Origin of the sequence: Vibrio sp. SBT000027, assembly GCF_963894355.1 — a bacterium.
Classification (GTDB): domain Bacteria; phylum Pseudomonadota; class Gammaproteobacteria; order Enterobacterales; family Vibrionaceae; genus Vibrio; species Vibrio splendidus.
Genome location: NZ_CAWQGD010000001.1, coordinates 552,024 through 578,820 on the forward strand (window position 1 = coordinate 552,024; position 26,797 = coordinate 578,820).

General features: G+C 44.9%; 18 protein-coding genes. 11 read left to right on the plus strand and 7 right to left on the minus strand.

Features of this window, described 5'->3' with window-relative positions:
- Positions 1–270 precede the first annotated feature (270 nt).
- The 5 genes from AACU28_RS02345 to AACU28_RS02365 are packed head-to-tail and all read left to right on the plus strand — an operon-like array spanning position 271 to position 8,820.
- Positions 271–2,292 (plus strand): prolyl oligopeptidase family serine peptidase, encoded by a 2,022-nt coding sequence (locus AACU28_RS02345; RefSeq protein ID WP_121602259.1) that lies wholly within the window; start codon positions 271–273, stop codon positions 2,290–2,292.
- A complete protein-coding gene (locus AACU28_RS02350; protein WP_121602260.1) occupies positions 2,293–4,434 on the plus strand; it encodes a TonB-dependent hemoglobin/transferrin/lactoferrin family receptor in 2,142 nt (713 codons plus the stop codon).
- A gap of 9 nt (positions 4,435–4,443) precedes the next feature.
- Positions 4,444–6,771: a proprotein convertase P-domain-containing protein gene (locus AACU28_RS02355; RefSeq protein WP_121602261.1), complete on the plus strand. Its 2,328-nt coding sequence runs from the start codon at positions 4,444–4,446 to the stop codon at positions 6,769–6,771.
- A 4-nt stretch (positions 6,772–6,775) separates the two neighbouring features.
- Positions 6,776–8,260, plus strand: coding sequence for an Lcl domain-containing protein (locus AACU28_RS02360; RefSeq protein WP_004732050.1), 1,485 nt, complete (start codon positions 6,776–6,778; stop codon positions 8,258–8,260).
- A gap of 2 nt (positions 8,261–8,262) precedes the next feature.
- Positions 8,263–8,820 (plus strand): Lcl C-terminal domain-containing protein, encoded by a 558-nt coding sequence (locus AACU28_RS02365; protein ID WP_017081844.1) that lies wholly within the window; start codon positions 8,263–8,265, stop codon positions 8,818–8,820.
- Between the two features lie 144 nt (positions 8,821–8,964).
- Here the strand turns inward: AACU28_RS02365 and AACU28_RS02370 are convergent, their stop codons facing one another.
- Positions 8,965–10,608, minus strand: coding sequence for a methyl-accepting chemotaxis protein (locus AACU28_RS02370; protein WP_065682261.1), 1,644 nt, complete (start codon positions 10,606–10,608; stop codon positions 8,965–8,967).
- A 461-nt stretch (positions 10,609–11,069) separates the two neighbouring features.
- Between AACU28_RS02370 and AACU28_RS02375 the strand changes: the two genes are divergently transcribed.
- From AACU28_RS02375 to AACU28_RS02395, 5 genes are all read left to right on the plus strand, one after another.
- Entirely contained in the window at positions 11,070–11,891 is an 822-nt protein-coding gene (locus AACU28_RS02375; RefSeq protein WP_004732042.1) for a phosphate ABC transporter substrate-binding protein, read from the plus strand.
- 111 nt (positions 11,892–12,002) lie between these two features.
- A complete protein-coding gene (gene pstC, locus AACU28_RS02380; protein WP_004732040.1) occupies positions 12,003–12,932 on the plus strand; it encodes a phosphate ABC transporter permease subunit PstC in 930 nt (309 codons plus the stop codon).
- 15 nt (positions 12,933–12,947) lie between these two features.
- Positions 12,948–13,811 (plus strand): phosphate ABC transporter permease PstA, encoded by an 864-nt coding sequence (pstA, locus tag AACU28_RS02385; protein WP_102438304.1) that lies wholly within the window; start codon positions 12,948–12,950, stop codon positions 13,809–13,811.
- A 90-nt stretch (positions 13,812–13,901) separates the two neighbouring features.
- Entirely contained in the window at positions 13,902–14,651 is a 750-nt protein-coding gene (gene pstB, locus AACU28_RS02390) for a phosphate ABC transporter ATP-binding protein PstB (RefSeq protein ID WP_004732036.1), read from the plus strand.
- Positions 14,652–14,986: 335 nt separating this feature from the next.
- Positions 14,987–17,131, plus strand: coding sequence for a sensor domain-containing diguanylate cyclase (locus tag AACU28_RS02395; protein WP_121602262.1), 2,145 nt, complete (start codon positions 14,987–14,989; stop codon positions 17,129–17,131).
- 103 nt (positions 17,132–17,234) lie between these two features.
- On the opposite strand, the gene AACU28_RS02400 is transcribed toward AACU28_RS02395, so the two are convergent.
- Genes AACU28_RS02400 through AACU28_RS02425 form a run of 6 tightly spaced genes read right to left on the minus strand, consistent with a single transcriptional unit; the run spans position 17,235 to position 24,213 of the window.
- Positions 17,235–18,917, minus strand: a complete 1,683-nt coding sequence (locus AACU28_RS02400) for a BatD family protein (protein WP_121602263.1) — start codon at positions 18,915–18,917, stop codon at positions 17,235–17,237.
- A gap of 2 nt (positions 18,918–18,919) precedes the next feature.
- Positions 18,920–20,860: a VWA domain-containing protein gene (locus AACU28_RS02405; RefSeq protein ID WP_121602264.1), complete on the minus strand. Its 1,941-nt coding sequence runs from the start codon at positions 20,858–20,860 to the stop codon at positions 18,920–18,922.
- Positions 20,853–21,845, minus strand: coding sequence for a vWA domain-containing protein (locus AACU28_RS02410; RefSeq protein ID WP_121602265.1), 993 nt, complete (start codon positions 21,843–21,845; stop codon positions 20,853–20,855). The genes AACU28_RS02405 and AACU28_RS02410 overlap by 8 nt, the downstream gene beginning before the upstream one ends.
- A complete protein-coding gene (locus tag AACU28_RS02415) occupies positions 21,838–22,323 on the minus strand; it encodes a DUF4381 domain-containing protein (protein ID WP_121602266.1) in 486 nt (161 codons plus the stop codon). Before AACU28_RS02415 ends, AACU28_RS02410 begins: the two co-directional genes overlap by 8 nt.
- A complete protein-coding gene (locus AACU28_RS02420; protein WP_121602267.1) occupies positions 22,320–23,246 on the minus strand; it encodes a DUF58 domain-containing protein in 927 nt (308 codons plus the stop codon). Before AACU28_RS02420 ends, AACU28_RS02415 begins: the two co-directional genes overlap by 4 nt.
- Positions 23,247–23,256: 10 nt before the next feature.
- Positions 23,257–24,213, minus strand: coding sequence for an AAA family ATPase (locus AACU28_RS02425; protein ID WP_102462199.1), 957 nt, complete (start codon positions 24,211–24,213; stop codon positions 23,257–23,259).
- A gap of 456 nt (positions 24,214–24,669) precedes the next feature.
- Between AACU28_RS02425 and AACU28_RS02430 the strand changes: the two genes are divergently transcribed.
- Positions 24,670–26,586, plus strand: coding sequence for a methyl-accepting chemotaxis protein (locus AACU28_RS02430; protein WP_108091645.1), 1,917 nt, complete (start codon positions 24,670–24,672; stop codon positions 26,584–26,586).
- The last annotated feature ends 211 nt before the right edge of the window (positions 26,587–26,797 follow it).

Genomic DNA, 26,797 nt, shown 5'->3' on the forward strand with positions numbered 1-26,797 from the left:
CCTTAGTGGAGATAGTCGCTTCACAAACTTAGTAAACGTTTGCTTATTCTGTTAATTGAGGATTTTGTGATTGAACTAAACACTATCGACTGATTTATCTGGCTTACCTAAATATAAATCCCTTCCATGATTACAATAGTAATCCATCATTAATTGATGCCCTTCTCGTGATTAATCTCACATAATTATGTAAATGATAATTGATCTCATTATCGTTTGGGTGCAGTATACGCGAAATTTATTAAATTAGCGTATGGATTTGTTGTATTTATGAAAGCGTGTGTGTTGTTAGCTTTTGCGCTCTTACTGACGGGAGCGGTTAGCGCATCTGATCAGTTCTCTTGGCTCAGAGATGATTCTCGTAGTGCAAGTAAAGTACTCAATTATCTTAATCAACAGAATGATAAAACTCAGTTATATCAAGAACGTATTCGATCTCTGAGTGAATCCCTACAACAGAAATGGCAAGACAATCGCCCTGAACGAGCCGATAAACCATGGCAGGAAATCGGTGGTTACGAGTATGCGATCCTAAATCACAAGGGCAAAAGAGCCTTGTTGTCCCGATTAGTTGGGAGTGAGGATTTGACCGAGTTGCTTAACATTGATGCTCGTTCTGCCGAACATGATTACTATCAGTTAGGTGATTGGGCGCTCGACTCAACTAAAACCAAGCTCGCGATAGCAGAAGATATTACGGGCACTGAACAGTATCGAGTGAGTGTTGTTGATCTTAAAACTCAGCAAGTCACATCAGTAGCTCAAAATGTAGACAGTTCGCTTGCGTGGTCGAAAGACGGTCAATCCCTATATTTGATTCAACTCGAACAACAAACTTCGAGACCATATGCGTTAACAAAATACTTCTTAAATGAGTCAAAGCCGATTCAATTAACGGAAGAGCTGGATTCCGCTTGGTTGCTTTCGTATTACCTTTCTAGTGATACGCAATTTGCTGTGGTTCAGGCAAACAGTGAAAACTCGAGCGAGCAACGTTTGTTAAACCTTGATAGCGGCGAAGTTTCTGAACCACTTTTACCACGCAAAGCGGGAGTGGAATACTACGTTGATGTTGCGGGTTCTATGTTGTTTGCCAACAGTAATCACGAGCGCAATGATTTTGCTTTTTACTCTGCACCACTTACTCAGGCTACACATATCAACCTTTGGCGAACGGTTTTTGAACCAACGGACGAATCTAGAATCAGTAACTTCTATTTGTTTGAGTCTGGCGCTGTTGTTGTGAGTCAGAGTGGCGCGTCTCAATCTTTGCACTTCTTCGATAATGACAATCGCTATCGTTCAAGCCAGTTATTGGCTGACGCAGGCCAAGTTGCTTGGGTAAGCCAAGTTGGCGACTATCAAAGTAACAAATTGCACATTCGCAGCATGTCTTTGACTCAGCCTGCGAAGTGGGACCGGTTGAATACTGATACTTTACAACGAGAACGCTTTTCTCAAGACTATTACCCTCAATACCAACAATCAGCGTATCAAACCGAGCAAGTTATGGTGAATTCTGGTGGGGTAACGATTCCAGTCACACTGGCTTATCGCAAAGACAAATTGACTAAGACCTCTCCAGTATTTTTGTATGGATACGGTGCTTATGGCATGACGATGAAGCCCTACTTTATGTCCCAAACCATTAGCCTACTTGATGAGGGTGTAATTTATGCGATTGCACATGTTCGAGGTGGTGGCTTCTATGGTGACGCTTGGTATCAAGCAGGTAAGGGAATTAAAAAAGAAAATGCCATCTTGGATTTCATCGCCGCTGCTCGTGATTTGACTGCATACAATCTCGGTAAGCGCCCTATTTATGCTATGGGTGGAAGTGCTGGTGGCACTCTTGTTGCTGCAGCTTTAAATCAGGCTCCTGACTTGTTTGACGGTGCTGTCCTTAAAGTGCCCTTTGTCGATGTTGTGAACAGCATGTCTGATTCTGCATTACCTCTAACGGCTCAGCAGTACGGTGAGTGGGGCAACCCAAATATCGCCGATGAATTGAAGGTAATGCAGCAATATGACCCTTATCTGAATCTTAGCGAGCAAAACTACCCACCAATATTGATTCAGGTTGGCCTGAATGACCGCCGCGTACCTTATTGGGAAGGGGCTAAGTATTACGCAAAACTCAGTGAACTTACGACTGGAAGCGGCCCTTACCTATTATCGACAAATTTTACTCAAGGACACTCGACAGACAGGCGACAGTCCCAATCGCAACAAGCGTTTGAGTACGCATTTCTTTTATCACTTACCCTGAAAGACATTAAAGCGGAGCAGTAAATGAAGCTTTCCCCCCTATCAGCGGCAGTACTGAGTGTACTTGCTGCCAACCTCGTGCACGCTGAATCTGAGGTTTATCACTTTGAAGAAGTGATTGTAACAGCCAATAAAATAGAGCAACCATTATCTGAAGTCGCGGGCTCAGTTGCCGTGATTACTGGTGAAGATCTAGAAAGAAAAGGCGCAACGGAGCTTTATGACGCAATAAAGAGCGAGCCTGGAGTCAGTGTTTCTGGGGGAGCTGGTCGACCTCAAAACATTACGATCCGTGGGATGACAGGCAACCGGATTTTGATTGTGAAAGACGGAATAAAGTCTGCTGATGGCTTTGGCGCCAACGACATCAATGACAAGGTAGGGCGTAACTCGTTTGATATGTCTAACTTGGAAAGTATTGAGGTTATAAAAGGGGCGAGTTCATCCGTATATGGTTCAGGCGCTATTGGTGGCGTGGTGGTTGTTAGGACAAAAAAACCGGGAGATTACCTCGGAGATAAAGATTTCTACAGCGACGTATCTGCAACCTATACCGGTATCAGTAATAAATACAAAGGTGCGACAAACCTTGCTTTCCGTTCAGGAAAATTCGAAAGCTTAGTCAACCTTTCTTATTGGGAAGGTGAAGAAACACGTAACTTTGATGAGGACCTCTATAGCCGAGACATAGATGGCGTCGGTGGTGGTTACACTCTAAATTATTGGTCAAGTGATGCCTTGATGCTCAAAGGCAATGTTGAGTACTACAAAGATAATCTAAGTCGAAAAGAAGGATCCTCTAAGATCCAAAAAGACGGAAAATGGGACACTGAAGATTTTGACCAACAGTCTTATACCGAGACGTTTTCTGCGTATGCGGGGTTTGAGTACCTACCTGCCAATACTTGGTTTGAGGAATTAGATGCCAAGATATATTGGCGTGATATGACTAATGAGGACACTACAAATCGCTTGATGTCTCGAACCAACAACAACGTTTCCGAGTTACGTAGAACGATTGATGTTCGTGGTTTCACCGATCAGCTTCTTGGTGCTAACGCCGATTTTATTAGTGCGTTTCAACATAAAAATATGAGCCATACCTTGTCATATGGTGTGAATATGGAAACCAACCTCCATGAGCGCCCAAGTCAATCTTCTGTTTTAGACTGGAACGGAGTATCACTTAACGCAGATGTTCCTTTTGCTCCGGCTCGCTCGTACAACTTTGCTGCTTTTATTCGTGACGCGATTGAAATTGACCATTGGACTGTGACGGCAGGAGCCCGTTTTGATTTACACCAGTTGAAACCTGAGTCACAGAGCACGATCAATGGCTACGAAGTGAAGGAACAAAGCTCTAGCGAGTTCTCACCTAGCTTATCGGTGAGTTATCAGTTAACAGAATCACTCAACACATACCTTTCGTACAACCACGGCTTTAGAGCACCGGGTTATGACAAAATTTATGGTTATCAGAACCATGATTTTGTCCCAATTACCCCATTTGTCATTGTGCCGAATATGGACCTAGAGGCCGAAACCAGTGATTCGTTTGAATTAGGCAGTAAGTTTGATAATGGACAAACACAGCTATATGCGGCCGTTTTCTATCAGAAGTTCGATAATTTTATCGACGTTAAACAGATCACATTTGTGCCGGATTCAAACACAGGTAACTACTACAAGCAGTATCAAAACGTAAATGGAGTCGAGACGTACGGCATTGAAGCTTCAATTGCGCATCGTTTGAGTGATTTTTGGAGTGTGAGTACTAAAGTCGGCTACGTTGATGGAGAAGATGAGGATGGAGAAAAAGTTCGCACACTAACTCCTTGGGAAGGCAATGCCGAGGTGGCTTATGACGATAGCGCCTTCTCCGCTTATGCGCAGGTTAATTGGGCGCAAGCGATGGATAACGTACCTCAATGTGAAGATGATTTAGGTATCGTTACTGACTGTGCGACCACCTCTGGCTGGGCGAGTGTCGACTTGGGGGTAAGTTACTCTTGGAACTTTGGCTTGGATGTCAGTGCCAATGTGATGAATCTATTTGACAAAGAATACATCCGATACCAAGACGTTGCGGGTATTGCGAACAGCAATAAAATCTACTCCACAGAACCTGGCCGCTACTTCACCGTTAACGCCAAGTATGCGTTTTAAGGAGGACATATGAAAAAGAGCCCTCTATACCTCGCTTTGTTCTTGGTTTCAGCAACAAGCAGTGCTGCCGAGTGGGATTACCCAATTGGTAACACCGTTGTGACAACGCAGCAAGAAGCTAAGACTTATCTAGAAGAAGCTTATCCTGAGGTTGGTACGTTAAGGTTTCGCTATGAAACACAGTCTAAGTTGGGGCGCCACTACAACTTCGATGTATTGATTGAAGGTGAGTACCAACAACAGAAATCTGTGGTTCTATCCACTAACTCTGACGAGCAGGTTTCACGCGTTTTCAGAAGCTTAGAAAATACCGTGTTACTCAACGGAAATCCGACAACGGCTGCTGAGCTGGAAGTTCCTCGTTTATTAGAAGCAGAGCGAGCGCCGAGCTTAAGCAGTGGTCAAGTCGTTGCGACGCATGTGAACGTATTCAGTCCAGATTTGAGAACTATGGACAGAGCTGCACCACCAGAAACTTTATTAACCGATGTCAGCCAATACCCGAGTCTTCCACATTATGTACAAACTGATGTGGAGGTGTTGAACCACAGCGATGGTATCTACCTTACCAATGATCGTGTCTCACAGGTTGATGCAACGGCTCTATATTCGCTCGACCCTGATTCCGGCGCGACAACGAACCGTGACACTTCAAACTTTCTCGCAGCTGAAGGTGTTACAAAGTTTGCCGATCTGAACGAGCTGCAAAATGTGGATTGGCAAGACGTGCGATTCTCGCAATTGATGGTATTTGCTCATCTAGACCAGTCTGTACGCTATATCAGCAGCTTGGGCTTTGACCTGTTTGATGCCCCTCTTGAGTTCGATGGCAGAGGCTTATCTGCAGATAACTCGACGTATTATTATGGTCCCAAAGCGGTTTTGTTTGGTATCGGCGGTGGCTCTCCAGATGCGTTAGATGGTGACGTGATTCTGCATGAGCTTGGACACGGGATTCATTATCACATAGTAAAAGATTGGGCTTACGGTCATACAGGTGCAATCGGTGAAGGGTTTGGTGATTACTGGGCGGGCAGCTTTAGTTTTCGTACTCAATATGAAAATGCACAGACTCGTGGACGAGAGTTCGAGATAGATACTGTCTTTAACTGGGATGGTTACTTCGGGGTAAGGAATACCACGCGTAGCCTATGGAATCAAAGAGCACGTTACTTTAGACAAGCGGAATATCGCCCTCATGAAAGTGTTGCTGGTGAGTTAGGTGATGAGCTTTGGTCAACGCCTTTGTTCCAAGCTCTGAAAGCATCGGTTGAACAATATGGTGAGCTCGCTTTTAAAGAGTTTGACTCCATCATACTTGAGTCTATGTACGGGCTAGGTCGTGGCTTGAAAATGCACGATTTAGCCGAGAGCACACTGTTTGTGGCTCAACAGCTGTATCCAAATCGAGCTTATGTCGAAATATTGAAGCAAAAATTTGATGTGCATGGATTGATCATCGAGCCATTTAAAGTAGAGGTTCCTGATCGTTATGTTAATCCAAAGAAGCCGTTGACGATTGAGTTGTACCCGACATTAAGACAGGCTCAAGTGGATGGCCAAATCAATATTTCTGAATTAGTTAAGCCGTTCGTTAGTCCTCCGGTTAATCAACTAACGATTGAGGCGACACTTCCGACAGGCGAGATGTGTGGTTCTTCAGTCACCATGAATACGAGTGTTGACTATCGATACAGCGACGAACTGAAATTACAAAATTGGCAGCATGATTTGTCCCTTGTATATGGCTTACCTGTACTTGAATCTGATATCAAAGAAGTAAACAGTTATCTTCCCGATAGCCGGTTTAGCTCGACCAATCAGCCGATCGTTGGCTTTAAGACATTCAATTTCACTCTAAATGGAACGGCTCAAACTGCAGACGACAATTTCGGAGTGTACCTAGAGATCGAGCATCCTCGATTGAGTGATTTAGTGGCCACCCTGATTTCACCGAAGGGAACACGAGTCGATTTACTTAACCATAAATCGACTCGATTTTCTGGCTTTAATGGTTACTTCACACTTAAGCATGACTCGATTCTCGATTCGTTTAAGGGTGAGCCTATTAACGGGTCATGGCGTTTGGAAATCGCTGATTATGTGAATGGTGAAACTGGGCACTTAAAGCGGTGGGGGCTTGGCACGATTTCGAAATATGAATGTGGAGAAACAACGACTTCACCTCAAGAACCCACCGTTACCAGTGGCTCTTCCGGTGGCTCAGCTTCACCCATATTGATTCTATTCATGTCCTTGCTCTCGTTCAGCAGGTCATTTAGTACGCGTTACTTGTCTCTAATGGCAAGGCTCTTTAAAAACAAAACAAGAAGATAACTCTATGAAACCTCAATTGACAATTTTGGCCATCTCTTTGGCTCTTGCTGGCTGCGGTGGTTCGGGCGGTTCCGATACTTCTGCATCAGCTGCACCAACCTATACCGTGTCAGGTACAGTGACAGCACAGAATATAGATTTACAAAGTAAGGTCTGTGCAGACATAAATCAAAACTACATGTGTGATAGTGGAGAGCCAAGTTCGACGGCTAACGCGAATGGCGAATTTAGTATTACCAGTACTAAGAAGTCGATTTTATCGGTTCCTTTGTTAGCTCAGATGGATGCGGGGATTGCAGCCAATAGCACGAGCAGCTCTGCCTCTTCTTACGCTTATATTGCCGCTCCCGGTCTTCAAAAAAATACGGGAAATGAGATTAATGGTATCAGTTCACTATTGGCAGGTTATGTCGCGGATGGGTTGACGGTAGCTGAAGCAAACAACAAATTAAAAGCGCAGTTGGCGAAAAGTGGCATCACGATCTCTGGCGATATTCAAGACGATTTATCTGCGTCTGAGCTCGCGAGTCTGGAACAAAATATCGTATCAACAATTAAGGCGTTTAAGCACTCTAATCGTGCGTTCATGCTGGCTCAATTGAGTGCGAAATTTGATAAGAGTGCGGCCGATTATGTGGGAGGAGTACTAGATAATGACCAAGTTACTGCTTTTGCAAATTTCCTTGAAGGAGAGCTAAAAGCTGCGACAGCATTGAATGATACGGGTGTTTTACGCTATTTCTCAGATATTGATGACACACAAAATGTCGTTGATCCACAGAGTTCATTCCCAGGTCAAGATGCAGAATACGGCTTTGATAAAACAGAGCTGAATGCCAATACCGGTAATGGTTTCCAGTTCGCAAAGTTAGATTCAAGTGGTCAGGTGCTTGCTGATGATGCAGCGGAGTGGTCTTGTGTTTTGGATCAACGCAGTGGCTTGATTTGGGAATCGAAAACGGATGATGAAAGCTCTATTCAACATAAAGATCGCATATTAGCGCTTGAGCTACCTGGACGAGTAACGCCTTACGATCAAGATGTTGATTTAGCGACGTGTAAAACGAAAGGTGATGCGATATGTACCACTCAAGATTACGTTGAACATATCAATGCAATGAACTTATGCGGCAAGTCAGATTGGCGCTTGCCAACGTTCAATGAATTCTACAACGTGCTCGACTTCGGTGAGACCGAAACCAACTCGGATGGTGAAGTTTATGGTTTAACTTATAAGTACTTCCCACATCAAACCCTTGGTATTGACTATACGACTTACACTGGCTCGGTATGGACACAATCCATTACTTATAGTCAATATACAAACACTGCTGTTGAAGGTGGCTTCTATTATAACGAGATTGGAACCCAGGGCTCAGATAGAGGGGTTGTTGGTTCTATAGAGATCTATTCAGGTGATGTCGATTCTTCAGATAATTATGACTCGTACCAATTCCCAGTTCGCTTAGTTTCACTACAAGGTAAATAGACATGAAAAATTTACTCTCCATCACTTTAATGGCTCTGTTTTCTGCGGGTGCAATGGCACAAGAGTGCAGTTTAGATATGGAAAAATCGGCTCCGAGCACGCGTTATGTTGCGAATGATAATGGGACGTTTAGCGATGAACTGACAGGGTTAACTTGGATGCGTTGCCAACTGGGTAAAACTTGGGATACGAAGACATTAGCTTGTAGTGGGCCTGCTGAAACGTATCACTGGCAGAGTGCTCTCTCTATGGTTGAATCAATCAATGATCAAAGTGGCAGTCATGCGTTGCATCAGTTCGGTGGTGAAAAAGAGTGGCGCATGCCAAACATCAAAGAGTTAGTGTCACTAAAAGAAGTGGCTTGCCACTCTCCAGCAATGAGTCACAAGGTGTTTGGTGATACTTTTAACGTTGAAGCTGGAAACTTAGCCGTTTATATATGGAGTTCAACTCCTGCAAGTGATGGACAGAGCGTGATGACGTTTGATTCGATTAATGGCGAGGTTTACCAGTACAACGCCGCACAATATAAATTTAGCGTCTTATTAGTTGCAGAATGATTTAGTTCTTAATGCGTAAATAAAAAGGCCGTGGTTTTCCACGGCCTTTTAGGTTCTGGTATATAAGTCTTAACTTAAGTCTTAGACCTTAGACCTTAGACCTTAGACCTTAGACCTTAGACCTTCAAGCCTACACCTTAAACTCTATACCTTAAAGTAATCCAACTGCTGCTTCTGTTGCTCTGCTAGGTTAGATAGCTCGTGGCTTGCTGCTGCAGCTTGGGTAATGCCGGTTACGTTTTGGCTTACTAGGCTGTATATGTTGGAGATATTGCGGTTGATGTCTGCAGTCACTTGGCTTTGCTCTTCTGCGGCAGAGGCAACCTGAGTGTTAATCTCAGTCATGTCGGTTACCGAGTTCGCAATACCAGAAAGGGCTGCGCTTACCTCGCCCGAGAGCGTTTGGTTGTGCTCTAACATAGACAGTGAACTGCTCATGCTCTCATTGGCGTTACCCGATTGAACCTGCAAACCTTCGATAATTGCTTGGATTTCTTTGGTTGAATCTTGGGTACGTGCCGCCAGCATTCGAACTTCATCGGCAACAACTGCGAAACCACGACCGCTTTCACCTGCACGAGCGGCTTCAATTGCTGCGTTAAGCGCAAGTAGGTTAGTTTGTTCAGAGATACTTTGAATCACCTCAATCACTTTACCAATCTGTTCAGAGTGCTCTTTTAGCGTGCCTACAACGTTTGCCGCTTCGCTCAGCTGAATCGCCATTTGCTCATTAGCTTGGTTGCTCTCGTTAAACAAGCTCATGCTGTGTGTTGCCATTTCGTCGGCTTGCTTGGAAGCTGAATCGGCTTGTACCGCATTCTCGTTAACGTGTGCTGCTGTGCTCTCAAGTTGGTTCACGGCGGAAGCAACTTGCTCCACTTCTTGCTTCTCTTGATCTGAGTTAGCACTTGATTGCGTCATCACTGCGGCTAGTTCTGTAGACGCAGAAGCCACTTCGATGCTGATTCGAGACAGTGAGCTTACCGTGTCACGCAATTGCTCAACAGATTTGTTTACGTCTTGGGCAAGGCGAGATATTTCGTTGTCGCCATGTTCTTCGGCTTTTACTAGCAGGTTACCTTTTGCTACTTCGCGCATGGTTTCTTGGATATTGCTAAGCGGCTTAACAATGATGCCAGCCAGCGTCCAACTGATGACTAATGCGATTGAAAGAATCACTAACAGCGCAATAGTCGCGGTATTGAGTGTGCTGGTGTGCTGTTGGCCATTGGTGTCGACTTCTTGGGTGGCAAGTAAGTTGAGCTTTTTAGAAAGCGTGTTGATTGCTTGCACCATTTCATTACCCGCGTGACGGTATTGGTCGATTGCAATCTGGTAGCGGTTATCAAAATCTGAAGCGAGTGATGCATCGCCGTGTTTCGCTCTTAATAGAGGAAGCATGGTGGTGCGAGAAAAGTCAACGTAGTGATTCATCGCCTTGCTCATTGCGGCTACTTCATCTTGCATGCCTGGTACGGTATCAAGCGAGTTCAGTAGGCGGGTATTTTGGTCGCGTTTTTGATTTAGCGTTTCGACAAGCGTTTTGACGTCGTCAGGATTAAATAAGCTATAGATTGCTTTGATGCGCATGCCGTAGCTGTTGTCGACGATTTCGCTAAGCTCTTCTTTATGTAGAATCAGCTGATCTGTTGCTGTTGATACATCTTTAAAAGCATTTTCCAGTTTGTCACCACCGATAATGACACCCGTCAAAAGTAGTACGACGGAAAAGAGTACTGGAATAAGAATTTGTATTTTTATAGATAAGCCACTGAGAAGTTGTCGCATGTATTGTCCTTCTTTGAATAAGTAAATGAGCAGAAGCAATTGTTATTATTGTTATTAGCCAGTGATTCTAACTTCTGAGAATGACAATTCAATCAGTAATAGATGCTATTTTTATATATGCGATAGATATTTCATAAATTCTGATTATTTATCGTACAAACAAGGCTTTAGCCATTTTTAAGATAGGGTTATTTAACGAGGAACCTTGTGCGGTATTAGGTAATGACAGGGGGCGAGATATTGAGCGGTTTGGCTTAAATAGGTTGGAATGAATATTCAGCGCCTATGAGTGAGGCTAATTTATTACTTCAAGGCTATTTGGTAGGGGAAAAACAAGAAAATAAATTGTAGTTGTCATATAGGCTTCAATTAAGTGAAACACAACTGTCACATTCGGATTCTAAAGTAGGCCTCGTTCAAGCAAAACATTACGGCAATAACGCCACTAAAGGAAATTTGTGATGAAAAAGACAGTTATCGGTGCAATTGCACTACTAGGCGCTCTAACAGTGAATACAGCTTCAGCTAAAGAAACTATCTCTGTAGTTGGCTCTAACAGTGCTTCTCCACTGGTTGAAGTTTTTGCAGAAACCTACATGAATAAAGGCGAACCAGTGTTCATCGAAATTCAAGCACCAGGTTCTTCTGCAGGCATCAAAGCAGCAAAAAATGGAAGTGCTGACCTTGGTATCTCTTCTCGTGACCTAAAAGAAGAAGAGAAAACAGCTGACCTGAAAGAGCTCGTTATCGCTCGTGACGGTATCGCAGTTGTTGTTAACCCAAATAACGAAGTATCTGCTCTTACAGCTGAGCAAATCACTTCAATCTACAAAGGCGACATCACTAACTGGAAAGATGTTGGTGGTGCTGACAAGCCAATCGTAGCAATCACTCGTGATACTGCATCTGGTACACGTGGTGCATTCGAAGACATCATGAAACTTAAGAAGAAGATTGGCGACAAGAAAGTATCGGCTATCTCTCAACGTGCACAAGTTGCAAACGGTAACGGCGCACTTAAAGTTTCTGTAGCAAGCAACCCATACGCTATCGGCTTCATCTCTCTTGGTACTGTAGATAACACAGTTCAAGCTCTAACTATCGATGGCGCAGCAGCATCAGTTGAGAACGTAAAGAACGGTTCTTACAAAGTTGCTCGTCCTTTCCTAGTTCTTTACAAAGCCGGCGCTCCAACAGCTGAAACTCAACAATTCCTAGATTGGATGGTTGCAGATGAAGCTCAAGCTATCGCTGACAAGAAAGGCTACATCACAGTTAACTAATCTTAACTGACCAACACTTAATTATTGCTCAGCCTAACTTAGGCTGAGCCTTTTCTTTCAACTTTGTCTATTTCGAGCTCTTGTTGAGCCACAAAGTTTGAGATTTTATATATGACCATCGCAAATAGTGAAAAGCTTATGAATACTGAAGCGACTCAAATAAACAAGCCAAGTCTACGTGCTAAGAAGCGCATCGACTGGAGAGAAAGAATCTTCCACGGCTTGTTCTTATCGAGTGCTGTAATCGGCATCGTATCACTAGCCGTTATCGCTTACTTTATCGTTGCAGAGAGTATCCCTGCATTCCAAGAGGCTGGTGTTTCTGGCATCGTTCTGGGTGTGGATTGGTTACCGCCAGCTCTATTCGGCGTTGCAACCATGATTGTTGCATCGATTGTCTCGACACTTGGCGCTGTAGTTGTTGGTGTCCCCGTCGGTGTATTAACCGCTATTTTTATTGCTGAGATTGCTCCTAAGCGTCTTGCCGATATTATTCGACCAGCAGTTGAGCTTCTAGCGGGTATCCCGTCGGTAGTTTACGGCTTCTTTGGTCTAGTAATCATCGTTCCTATGATTCAGAACATCTTCCAAGTACCAGCGGGTAACACTATCTTCGCGGGTATCATTGTTCTGGGTATCATGATTCTTCCTACCGTTATTACGGTTTCTGAAACTTCGATCCGCGCTGTACCTCGTACGTACAAAGAAGGCTCACTTGCACTGGGTGCTTCGAAAATCTACACGATTTTTAAGTTACTCGTTCCTGCTGCACGTTCAGGCATTATGACTGGTGTGATTCTGGGTATCGGTCGTGCACTGGGCGAAACGATGGCAATCATCATGGTGATGGGTAACGCGCCAGCAATGCCAGAAGGCATTCTGGACTCAGCTCGTACGTTAACAGCAAACATTGCTATTGAGATGTCTTACGCAAGTGGTATCCACGCGAGTGCACTGTACGCAACCGGCGTTGTGCTTCTGGTATTCATCATGATGTTAAATGGTGCTCTGCTTTATCTTAATCGTGAAAAAACGAAGTAGGCGAGGATTAGTAATATGGATCGCGTAAAACTAAAACAAGCACGTCAAACGAAAGATAATATCTTGAAAGGTTTTATCTGGGCGGCAGCAGCAGTCACCGTTGGTTTCTTATTCTGGATCATTTGGTACATCCTATCGAATGGCCTGCAATACGTAGACTGGAACTTCATCACCGACGACTACACTCGAACCGGTGAAGAACGTGGTATTTTCCCAATGATCATTGCCACGATCTACATGGTAATCGCATCGATTGCAGTGGCGGCGCCACTCGGCATTATGACGGCAATATACCTAACCGAATACGCAAAAGTGGGCAGTAAACTGGTTAAAGTGATTCGTTTCTGTACAGAATCTTTAGCGGGTATTCCATCGATTATCTTTGGTCTGTTCGGTATGACCTTCTTTGTTTCGATTCTTGGTCTTGGCTTCTCGATTCTGTCGGGTGCACTAACACTAAGTATCCTGATTCTTCCTGTAATCATTCGTACTACAGAAGAAGCATTGATGTCAGTACCACAAACTTATCGTGAAGGTTCATACGGCCTTGGCGCTTCAAAAATCTACACTATCTGGCGTTTGATCTTACCAAGCGCAATGCCAGGTATCTTAACTTCGGTCATTCTTAGTATTGGTCGTGTAATTGGCGAATCAGCACCTGTATTTTTAACAGCAGGTATGGTGGCACGTGTTCCTGAGTCGGTATTCGATTCTGGCCGTACACTAACGGTTCACCTATATAAGCTGACAACAGAGCTATTTACTATCGATGAGTGGAACCAAGCCTACGGCACGGCGACAGTCCTAATCGTATTGGTTCTCTTGATCAACATGGTTACAAAACTGATTGCGAGACGCTTCAACACGGCAACTTACTAAGCTCATTAGCTGGCTCAACAATAAAGAGAGCCACCGTGATAAAGAAAGCATCAAGTTAGACACGAATTTAAGAATTTAGAGATTACGAATATGAACAAATTTGATATTGAGAACCTAGATCTGTTTTACGGCGACAACCAAGCGCTTAAATCTATCAACCTGCCAATTCCAACGCGTCAGGTAACGGCACTGATTGGCCCATCTGGTTGTGGCAAATCGACGCTGCTACGTTGTTTGAACCGTATGAATGACCTAATTGAAGGCGTTACTATCAAAGGTAAGCTGGATATGGATGGCACAAACATCTACGGCAATATTGATGTGGCTGACCTACGTATTCGTGTAGGCATGGTATTCCAAAAGCCAAACCCATTCCCAATGAGCATCTACGAGAATGTCGCTTACGGCTTACGCGCTCAAGGTATCAAAGATAAGAAACACATTGATGAAGTAGTAGAAAGTTCACTACGCAGTGCGGCACTTTGGGATGAAGTGAAAGACCGTCTTAAAGCACACGCATTTGGTTTGTCTGGTGGTCAGCAACAACGTCTATGTATCGCTCGTACGATTGCTATGGAACCGGATGTAATCCTGATGGATGAGCCTACATCGGCACTTGATCCAATCGCGACACACAAGATTGAAGAATTGATGGAAGACCTGAAGAAAGACTTCACTATCGTTATCGTAACGCACTCAATGCAGCAAGCGCGTCGTATTTCAGACCGCACGGCTTTCTTCCTAATGGGAGAGCTTGTAGAGCACAACGAAACGAGTGTTATCTTCAGCGAACCAAAAGATGATCGTACTAAAGGTTACGTAAACGGTGACTTTGGTTAATTCGATTAACTCAGTGCTGTTTTAGTTTTTTAAAGTGCAGCACGCTAACTGAAACGCAGGTTAGATAATCGAATAGATCGACAGAATTATCACTATAACTATAAGCGATGGAAGTTTTGCCCCACTCTAATGTGGGGCTTTTTTATGTCGCTAAAAAAGTATTAATGTCGATGAAATTTTGGGCAGGAAATCCCATTTTTGTCGTCCTTCTCATGCTTGTGATAATGTAAAAAGTGAAATTGCGACCCGCTTAACATCTCATTTTTAGTTACATTGATTGCATATCAAGGCTTCGGTATTTTTGCTTCAATCTCATTAGCCAATGGACGGAAGCTGTGCCTGTTAAAGCCTTTGCAAAACAAATATCTGCTACTCGCGACCACCGTCTGTTGGCAGAATCTCTTTTTGGTTACCTTGTTGAGGTGCTCGCGCCAAAAGGGATCGGAGTATTTGCCGAGCCAACACCAGAAGGTGATTCGTTACCCTTGTTTTCTTGCGGTGAGCTAACCTCCCTCGGCAAGTATCCCTCAACCTTTTGGCCTTGGGTTTCCCAGTTTGATACCGCAGATGGTGTGCTTCCAATGTCTATCAATACTTGTAAGTGGGAACACATGGAGGTGCTGGGTGGTGAGTCGTTCATCATGATGCTAGACAACGCGCCTGCCTGCAGAACTTATTTAATTGTTCAAAATTGCAATGCTCAGCAGATCAACCAAACGTTCGACCAAGATCTTGATGTCCTTCAACTAGCCGCAGCTCGCTGGCAGTGTATTCGTGCGGAAAAGAACGCGGCACTTGAGATCAAACACAGAGACACACGTGAAGCGCAGTACCTTGATGAAATTAAGCTGCGAGAGCTATTTGTTGAGAACATGAAACTAGTCCATCAGGTCGCGTTAGAGCTTTCTAATCCTGACTCTTTGGATGCTTTGTATAAGGCTTCTGTTGAGGCAGTGCGCGACCGTCTAGGCTTTGACCGTGCGATCTTCATGTTACTCGATATGAAAAAGCGCTGCTTTAGTGGCACTTACGGCACCGATGAGCGGGGAAAAACTAACAGCGAGCATCATACTCAGTACGATTTACATCAACTTGAAGCCGAATACATTGAGGCGTTGTCTGACAATCACATCAACCTAGTTATTATTGAGAAAGCGCCGCTATACACCGAAGGTAAGGTCGTAGGGCAAGGTTGGAATGGCATGTTGATCTTACGTGAAGGGGATAAACCCGTCGGTTGGATCGCAATGGACAATTACATTCACCGTTCACCCATCACTAATTATCAAAAGCAGATGCTTGAATCCTTTGGTTCTCTGCTTTCTCAGATCTACATCCGTAAGCGCCAAGAACAGAATATACGGATGTTGCACTCAAGTATGGTGGAGTTGTCTCGCTGCGATACCGTCAGTGAAGTGTGTAAATCGGCGGTGAGCTTTGCGATTCAGCATTTAGGCATCGACCGACTGGCCGTTTTTCTCACCGATAAAAATTGCAGTTACATGCAAGGCACGTGGGGCACGGACATAAAAGGCGATATTGTCGATGAATCTTATTATCGCTCAGAGCTGGTGGAGCGTGACATTGTAGCCGCCGCTCGCGCTTGCCCTAATCAAGTTGCCTTTGAAGAATCGGTGCCTATCTATCACGATTTCAATATTGTGGGTGTCGGTTGGACGGCAATGACAATGCTCACCACCAATACGGGTGAGCCGATTGCGTTTATTGCCGCGGATAATTTGCTAACTCGCAGCCCTTTAACCTCACAACTGCGTGAAGTGATACGTATCTTCGCTTCGAGTTTAGCGGAGGTGCTACAGAGAACTATGGCGCAAGAGGAGCTCAAAAAGCTCAATGAGACGCTAGAGCAAGAGGTCAGTAAGCGCACTCAAGAGCTTGAACGAGCCAATGAGCAGTTGGATATCATCTCTAAGCTTGACCCTCTGACTCGCCTTGGAAATCGTCGTATGTTGTCGCAGGTTTTAGATGATCTCAATTGTGATGATCAAGGGGCATTTGCCACAGACCACGAAGTCACGTTTGGACTCATTCTTGTTGACCTTGATCACTTTGGTTTGTACAACACGGTTTACGGGCATACGGAAGGTGACGCTGCTCTGCGCACTATAGGCAAGATACTTAATGCTCATGTTCATAGCGATAAAGAAACCTTCTGCCGTATTGGTGGTGAAGAGTTTATGTTGTTGATGATCGGCACCAACCATTCTGAGACCAAGCGGCGAGCAGAGTCGATCAGAAAATGCATTGAAGAGGCTAAGATCCTCCATTGTGAAAGCAGTACCAGCCAGTATTTAACCGCGTCTGTCGGGTATGCCTCGATAACTTCTGATCAGCACCAGTTTGACTTCGACCTACTGTATGGCAAGGCGGATAAAGCCTTGTATCAAGCCAAAGATTCGGGAAGAAATCGAATCGTTTCTGCGTTGAAACGTAAAAAGGTCGCAGTTTCAATTTCTTAGTGTGGTATCTGTTTTTTCCTATCGTAAAACGAATGAAGCCGTGATGATCACAATGTGGTCATCACAGCTTCGTTCTTTTTTGTTTACTTAGGTTGCTGGTTAACTAAAGCTTTTCCAATGTGCTCTTGCGTGCTTTGCTTGTGACTCGCTTTGGCTTCTTAACTGCTTTGATTGCTTGAGCCGGGTCCCATGATTGACTTGGTGAACCAGCTTCAGCATAGAGGCTCTGATTTAGCTTGGTTAGCTCAGTTTCAATCACTTCTATTGTCTCGTCACACAAGTCTGGGTTTTCAGCTTGCCACTGTTCAAACAAGGTTCTGGTCATCACGCCATCTTTCGCTTTCAGCGCTTCAATAAGCGCTTCTGCTGTATCTGATTGACGTTCATCTTTCTGCTTTGGTTTTACTGCTGTACCGCGGCGTGACCAGAAGTAGAAAGCAAACGCCGAGCTGATTAACCATAATGCTGCAAACAGCGCGGTTAGATAAGGCCATATTCCAGGGTTATCAACGGTAACAATCGTTGGGCTGGTTTGTTTGGTGGGTGTTTCTATAACAGGAGGCGGCGTGCTTGAGGTTACGCGATCACTTGCCTGAACTGACAACTCAAGCCCAAGAGCTTTATTGGTCTCTTGTGATTGCGAATCGGTGTTAAACCAAGTTTGAGAAACATCAGGTAGGGAGATGCTTCCAGATTCCTTAGGGATGAGAACCTGCTTATAAACAACGATAGCATTACCGGATTGGGTAGTGCCAAATTGCGGTTTCTCTTCATACACGCGCACCGATTTAGGGTAGGTGATGTTCAGTTTTGGTAACTGGTGTTGGGTCAAGTTGCTGGCTGTCATTGTGATGGTACGAGTTAACGAATCACCGGCTTCCATTTCAATATTCTGCTTGTCGCCACCTAAAGTATTATTACCTGTCAGCTCGTTGCCTTGGCTATCTGACCATTTCTGAATCAACTTGAAGTCCGATGTTGGTAACCACTCACCTTGATAGCCTTTTGGTACAGGATTCACTGTGACATCTAAGGTTTCAACAGGCGTGTCGAGCTGGAAAAGGCGCGTTGTGCTTGAGTTGTTGGTTGAGTAAACAACAGCACCGGTTAACTTTGGCCCTTGAAGCTGAAATTGTCCTGCTTGCTGTGACGATATATGGAAAGATTGCTGAACAACGGTGACTTCTTGTCCGTTGATAACATCTTGAAATTGCTTAGACTCTCCAATAGGTTCTACGTCTAATTTCGCTGAACTTGGTGGTGCGATTTTAGGATCTTGCAGTCTTCTAGGATCAGCCTTAATGATGAGTTTTACATCAAGCTCTGCGACCTCTTGAGGGTACAGCGAATCTTTACTCAGATTAAGTTGAAACTCGGCCATATCACTCTGCTTTGGAGCGGCTTTATTAACCGCAACGTTGATGGTGATCGGTTGGGTTTTTGCGCCTTCAATATCAAAGCTAGGAATTTCTAATCGGCCTAGTCGAAGCGGGGCAAGGGTAATATTCCACTCGCTAGACACAGTGCGGCTGCCATTGACGATTCGCATCGACGACCCAAAGCTTGGGGTGCTGACGTAGAAATCCTTCTGAAGGGGGGTTAGGTCTAAAGCACCGGACGATACTTTTTCATCGGTCGCCACTCTAAGTAGGAAGACTTCATCTTTGGTCACACTGTTTTGGGAAACACTCGCAACAGCGGTCGCTGCGAATACAGAATGTGACGAGAAAACACCGATTAGCAGTGTCAGTAGCATTGATAAAAATGGCTTGTTTAAAAATCGCATGGTTACCACTTTTTGTTTTGGTTGTTAGGAGCACTTTTTTGTCGTGCTTGTAAAATCATTTGCGCTTTAAGCAGTTGGCTCGGATCACGAGCGCTTTCTACTTGCTCAAGTTTTCGCATATCAGGATCGCTCGACATGGGTTGACCTGATACTTGTGCTGCGGCTTGTTGAGCATTGCTATCACTGTCGTTCTTAGCTGCCTCTTGTGCTTGGGCAATTTGAGATGCTGAGTCATCTTTATCTTGTGGCTGCTTATCTGCTTGACCCGCTTTGTTTTGTTGCTCAGCTTGCTTGTCATTTTCTTCATCCGTTTTGGAATCAGAGCGATTATCAGCTTGGCTTTGATCGGTATTCTGAGCTTGGCTTTCATTTTGATTTTGGCTGCCGCTTTGATCTTGCGACTTCCCATTGTCAGCTGAGCTTTGTTGTTGATCCTGCGAGCTTTGCGAAGAATCATTTTGCTGACCTTGCTGACCTTGCTGACCTTGCTGACCTTGCTGACCTTGCTGACCTTGCTGATCTTGTTCGTTTTGGTCTTTGGACTCAGAATCGTCTTGCTGTTGCTGTTGCTGTTGCTGTTGCTGTTGCTGTTGCTGTTGCTGTTGCTGTTGCTTCTGAGCCTGTTCGACAATCTCTAGGTTCTTCTTTGCATAAGCATGTTCAGGGTCGCTTTCGAGAATACGTTGATACTCTTTTATCGCTTGGTCGTATTTGCCTTGCTTTGCTTGTGCATTGGCGAGGTTGTAGCGAGCATCTTCGCTAGAAAGACCTTTTAGCGTCTGTTCGGCCGCTTCGAAATCACCAGCTTTGTATTGCGCTATGCCTTTCCATTCTTGCTGCTCGAACTGTTCTGCAGCTTGTTGAAAGTGCTCATCTTGGTACAACTGATAACCCACTTGGTCATCGGTTTTCCAAGGGTTTGCAAACGCAGTATTCGGTTGGCTGAACGAGACAAGTACTGCTAGGCCACACCAAATGACCCCTTTTCGAAATAGCCCAAGGGCAGGAAGTAACAGAAACGGCAATAGCCAGAAGCCGTTGTTCACTCTGGTGTTGAGCGAGTTATTGGTTTTAGTCACTTCTGATGTCGTTGCAACTCGGTCGAGGTAACTTGCGATGTGTTCAACGTCTGAGTTATCAAATTGAACTTCAGTGAACGTACCACCAGAGCGACGAGTCAGGTCGCGCATATTGTCTAAGTTAGTTTTTGCCACCACGGTTTGCCCTGAATCTGTTTGCAGCATCGACCCGCTTGGTAGAGAGATTGGCGCGCCACTTTCCGTGCCTACAGCCAAGATTGATAATGTCCAATTGCTGCCAGAGAGTAGCGAGTCGATCTCTTTCTTCTCTTGATCATCGATATCATCGCCAATCAGTACCAGATCGCCTTGATAGATATGAGCACGAGTCATCATCTCAATCGCAAGCTTAACTGCCGATGCTGCATTGCCGCCTTGGAAGGGCATGATATCTGGTGATAGGTTGGGTACCAGGTTCTTGATGGTGTTGATGTCAGACGTTAGCGGACTAATGGTGTAAGCATCACCTGCGTAGGCCACCATTCCCGTTAGGCCTTCTTTCCATAACGAAAGCAGATCCAGAGCCTTGTATCGCGCCTGTGTTAAACGGTTCGGCTTAATATCAGTGGCATACATAGACATCGACATATCCATGATCACAACTCGTGCCTGCGTTTTTTCAAAGCTTGGTTGTTCGTTTTTCTCGAAGCTTGGCCCAGCTAACGCAATAACGCCGACCAGCCACCAAATACCAAAGTAAGTACTGCGATTTTTCGAGGGTTTGTTCGATTCTGGCGCCAAATAACGGGCGATGTGTGACGCCAATAACCCTTGCTTGGATTGTCTCTTGCTAAGCCACCAAATAACGGGCAGCACGGCAAGAGCCAAGAACCAATATGGGTAGATAAAAGTAAAGTTAGACATTGTTTCTCCTAATGGCTAACAGCATAAATGCGAAGAACATTGCCGTCGACAGTGGCCAGACAAACCACTCTTGTTGTGGTCGCCAGATCTTAGTGGCGTTCTTCACGGGTTCTAATTGGTTGATGGTGTCGTAAATCGTTGCCAGCTCTTTGCTGTCTCGCGCTCGGAAGTACTGACCGCCAGTGCGTTTGGCTATTTCCATTAGAGTACGTTCATCCAAGTCTTGAGCAGTATTGACCTTACGAGTCATGAAGAACTCTTTGACCATCATTTCACCCGCACCGACACCCACGGTGTAAATCGTCGCGTTGTACTTCTTAGCAATATCCGCCGCTTCAAGTGGATCTAATACGCCCGCAGTATTACTGCCGTCACTGAGTAGAATCATTACACGCTGAGGGGCATCGCTGTCGACAAAGGTCTTGGTGGCAAGGCCAATACCATCACCAATCGCAGTTTGAGTACCGATAAGCTTTAACACCGCTTGATTGAGTTGTTGTGAAAGCGTGTCTCTATCTAACGTCAGTGGCGTCTGCAGATAGGCGTGATCAGCAAATAACACCAGTCCGACTCGGTCACCTTTGCGTCGCTCAATAAAGTCACTCAATACATGTTTTACCGCAGATAAGCGGTCGATGTATTCGCCATTGAACTGCATGTCTTCTTGGCTCATTGAGTAGGAGAGGTCGACAACCAACATCAAATCACGGTGTTTTGGCTGAAACTCAACCGGTTCACCGTACCAAACTGGGCGTGCCATGGCCGTTACCAATAAAAGCCAGATGATGACTGACAAAGCTTTGGGTAAGCGGCTGCTCGGCGTTTTGGTATTGCTGTCTTCTGGTAGAAATGGAAGCCTTAGGGCACTGCTTGATTCTGACCTTGGCGAGAACAAGTAAACGAGCAACGGCAGTGGCGCGATGAAGAACATCCACCACCAAACGAACTCGATGTTTAACAAGTTAGTGCTTAGAAAATCACTCATAACGACCTCGCTTTGGAGGAAGGGCTTTAAGAAGCCAGGTTTCGCAGTCATTAACCAATTGCTGTTGAGCCTTTTTCTGTTCGTCGGTCATTAAGGCTGTATCTTGGTAGAGCGCTTGTTGCCATTGCGATTGTTTTGCGGCGAACAAAGGTTTTGCCAATTGCGCATCTAAGAACGTCAGCCAATCATCACCAGATAAGCCTGCCACTTTTTCGCGTGGGAAATAGCTTAGTGCTGCCTGACGAACGATGTCTTGAGCTGCACTCGGAGACAAGGTATTTGAAGGCTGACTATCACGAAAGCAAGCAAGTGCTTCGTTCTTCGCGTATTGGTTCTTTTGTCTGCGTTTTATAATGAAAAATACTAATGCGATCAGAACGATGGCCGTGATAATGACTAGCCACCACCCCCATGCTAAAGGCCACCATGACGGTGCGCTTGGCGTAATAATAGGGCTCAAGTCGAGAGGTTGATTCATGACTGAACTCCTGATACTTGGCTCATTAACGATTGCGCACAAGACAATGAGCTGTATGGGATCGCCAAAGAAAGGCTCATTTGCATAAGCTGTTGCTGCTTCTGATCAAATGCGTGACTGAGCTTTACCTTTTCCTTGCTTGATGAAAAGTTAAACCATTGCGTTTTATTGCCGTCGGTGATCTGTTTTGAACCTTTGAAAGCAGTGACACCTTGCTCTAATGGATCGTAAAAATGCACCAAGCGAACTCGATTATGTCGACGTATTTGATTGATAAGTGAGTAATTACTTTCGCTATAACGAACAAAATCACTGAGCATAATGATATCGCTGCCTTTCGGGCAAAGCTGGTGTAGAGATTTCAGTCCATGCTCTAAGGTTGTGTTGCTGTGATTGTCTGGGTTGGTCAGTGCTGCGTTATTGATTTTTATGACTTTTTGTAAAATACGCAGCGGAGCGTGGTTGCTAGCACTGGGTTTAATCTCAATGATCTCTTGGCCAGTATCTATTACTGCGCCAATACGGTCTTTTTGAGCGACGGTTAACCAGCAAAGTTGGCTGGCAAAGTGCGCGAGTTGAACCGATTTAAGTAACAAGGTTGAGCCGAAAATCATACTGCTCGACAGATCTAAGAACAAAATAACAGGCTGTTCTCTTTCTTCAGAAAACAGTTTGGTGTGCGCCTTGCCGGTTCTCGCCGTGACGCGCCAATCAATGCTGCGGATGTCGTCGCCCGCCTGATATTGACGAACCTCAGAGAAATTCATGCCGCGACCTTTACGATTGCTCTCGTGTTGCCCGTTTAGTTGCGACCACAGGCTCTTGGCTGGAGGTAACCAGCGAACAGACTGCGCTTTGTATTGCAGCAGTTCATCCAGATTTAACGTGACGCCGTCACTATGGTTGGGTAATTGATTATTCATGCGCGTATCCCTATGCGCTACCAACCAACGAGATAAGGTGTGCGATCACTTGGTTTGCAGTGACCCCTTCAGCTTGTGCGTGGTAGCTACGAAGCAGGCGGTGACGTAATACCGGGAATGCCATCGCTTGAACATCTTGCGGCGTAACATAGTCGCGGCCAGCAAGCCAAGCGTGAGCGCGGGCACATCTGTCTAGGGCAATGGTTGCACGCGGGCTGACACCCATGTCTAACCATTGATCCAGTTGGTCGCTATATTGCTTAGGTTGGCGAGTCGCCATAACCAGTCGAATAATGTACTGCTCGATGGTATCTGCCATGTGAATGTTGAGCACTTCTTGGCGAGCTTCGAAGATAGTTTGTTGAGAAATAGGCTCTGGTTGAATAGGTTGGTTACCTTGAGCTTCGCCTCTGTTTAGGCGCAAGATCTCAAGTTCACTTTCCATGTCTGGATAAGCCACTTCTAAATGCAGCAAGAAACGGTCTAATTGAGCTTCTGGTAGCGGGTAAGTACCTTCCTGTTCAATCGGGTTTTGCGTTGCCATCACCAAAAACAGATCCGGTAGAGCATAGGTTTTTCGGCCAGCCGTGACTTGCTTCTCAGCCATCGCTTCTAACATAGCGGCTTGTACTTTCGCCGGAGCACGGTTGATCTCATCCGCTAGAATAAGCGAGTTAAAAATCGGGCCCGATTGGAAAGTGAACTCTCCAGTCTCAGGACGGAAGATGTCGGTACCAGTTAGGTCGGCAGGCAATAGATCGGGGGTAAATTGAATACGGTGAAAATCTCCCTCGACACAGTCAGCCAATGACTTTACTGCACGGGTTTTTGCCAACCCTGGAGGCCCTTCAACTAGGATATGACCATCTGCCAATAAGGCGATCATCAGTTGCTTAACGAGCTCTTGCTGACCAATGATTTGAGACTCTAAGTAGTTTTGAAGGACTTCGAAGTTATTTTTATGCATTTTTGGACTCTCTGGGGGCCATTTGATTCTTATTTTGAGTATTGGTCACTTATTAATAGGAAAAAGTTCCAGTACATTTGCGGAATTTATTTTTTCAAAATTGGAAAGATTTACAAGTGTTTAGCTAAAAACATCGTTAGGGTGTGATTATTACCATATCAATTGGTTTTTATATACAAAAGCTCGGGGGGAGGTCGTTGTTTGAGTGCGGTTAGATATCATGGCTGAGAGCTAAAATCGATTCTCGAAAGTACGATATTTGCTCAGTTAATTCATATCTAATCTGAATGGTTTTTTATTGTTACATCATATTTGCAGTTTTTTTGAGAGAAAAGTCTCTAGTTTTACTGGTTTTGGCCGATACATCACTCAGATTGTGCATTGCTTGTTGGAGTGCACTAAAAAAGTCCTGTTCAGGGTATACCAATAACGAGCGATTCTTTTAAAGGTCCAAATATGTTTAAAACTAACTCTCTGAGTATCAAACAAAAAGTTGTACTTGGAATTACCTTTGCGGTTCTTGCATCGACAGTGATTGTCGGTGCGATGGCACAACAGCAAGCAAGAGATGTATTGAGTCACCGTTTGGTTGATATTGAGCTTCCCGGTATGTTGGAGCGAATCAATGGTGAAATTGACCGTGAAGTCTCTCAGTTATTGTTAGCTGCGGAGCAAATTGCTTCAAATGAATTCATTTCTGACGCTATCGAATCGACCGAGCGCGATGCCGCGCTAGAGAATAAGCTGGTTAAACAACTGAACAATGTTCGCAACCAATATCAGTTGAACGATGCCTCGGTGGCGAACCGTCAAACAGCTTACTACTGGAACCAAGATGGTTTCTTACGCCAGCTAAACCAACAACAAGACGGTTGGTTCTTTGGCTTTACGCAATCTGGACAGCCAACCATGGTGAGCATGTTCCAAGAAGCGAATGGCGAAGTGAAGATGTTTGCTAACTATCAGCAGCCTTCTGGTTTAGCGATGTCTGGTCTATCAAAATCGATGGACGACATGGTTAATCTGCTGAACGGTTTCAAGATTGAAAATACAGGCTTTGTATTTTTGACCGATAGCCAAGGTGATGTACAAATTCACCGTGAGCGTTCTCGCAGTGATTCTTCGCTTCAACAACTTTACGGAACTCAATCAAGCCAACTATTGAACAAGTCGGGCTTCAATCTGATTACCACTGAGAGCCAAGGACAAGAACTGTTTGTGGCGAGTTTGTATGTGTCGTCAATGGACTGGTTCGTTATTGGTGTGGTACCAACCGGTGAAGTGTTTGCTGAGCTCGATGCGACTGCGCAGAAGATGCTGATCATGACTGCTATCGTGGCTTTAGTCTTTATCCTAATGGGCGTAGTGCTAGCAAACAGCATTACTCAACCAATTAAACTTTTGGCTAAGCGATTCGGTGACCTTGGCGAAGGTGATGGCGATCTGGCGCAACGTATCGAAGTGAAAGGCAACGATGAAATTGCACAGCTTTCAAAAGGCTTTAATGGATTTATTGAAAAGATTCACGAGTCTATGAAAGAAGTATGCTCGACAAGCCAAGCGCTTCAAGTGGCAGCAGAGAGTGTTTCGAATAAAGCCCACATCACCCACGACAATAGCCAAGAGCAACGTGATCAAACCCTTCAAGTGGTTGCTGCCATTAATCAAATGGGCATGACCATCAGCGAGATTGCATCGAACGCGGCAACAGCAGCAGAAACGGCAACACAAGCGTCAGGCAATACGGAAGTCGGTCGCTCTGTGGTGAACAAAGCAAAAGACGCAATTAGCCGCTTAGCTCAAGATATTGAGAGCACGGGTCAGGTAGTAGAGCAACTGGCTTCTACAACTCAAGACATTGGTTCTATTCTGGGGGTTATCCGTGATATTTCAGAGCAAACCAATTTACTTGCATTGAACGCAGCGATTGAAGCCGCGCGTGCCGGTGAGCAAGGTCGTGGCTTTGCCGTGGTAGCAGATGAAGTTCGTAACCTCGCAAGTCGTACAGCAGACTCAACGGAAGAGATTCAGAAGATGATCAACCAACTGCAAAGCGATGCTAAAGATGCAGTAGCAGCAATGAGTACAGGTAAAGTCATTACCCTTGAAGGTGTAGCAGCATCGGATGAAGCGGTAGATGTACTGGGTGGCATTTCGGACCGCATCGTAGACATCACCGATCGTAACACGCAAGTCGCAACGGCAACGGAAGAGCAATCAACCGTAGTTCATACCATCAACCAGAACATTGAAGAGATTAACGCAATCAATGAAGTGACAACGGGTACCGCTGAGCAGCTTGCTGAAGCGAGCCAAGAGCTCCGAGACCTTTCTTCACGTCTGGATAAGATGGTTGGCTCGTTTAAGCTTTAATCTCTTTAAGCTTTGATTCCTTTAAGCTGTAGCATGGCTTAGAAAGGGACACAGACGAAGAGCTGGATTCATTTAATCGTGAATCCAGCTCTTTTTATTTACGGGCTTGTTTTCTTCTAACTGGCCTTAGCTTGATCTGGTTTCGGGCTTTGCACTTAATCGCTCTAGCATCACAGAGCGTAAATGAGTAAAATCTGATTAGGTTTAATAT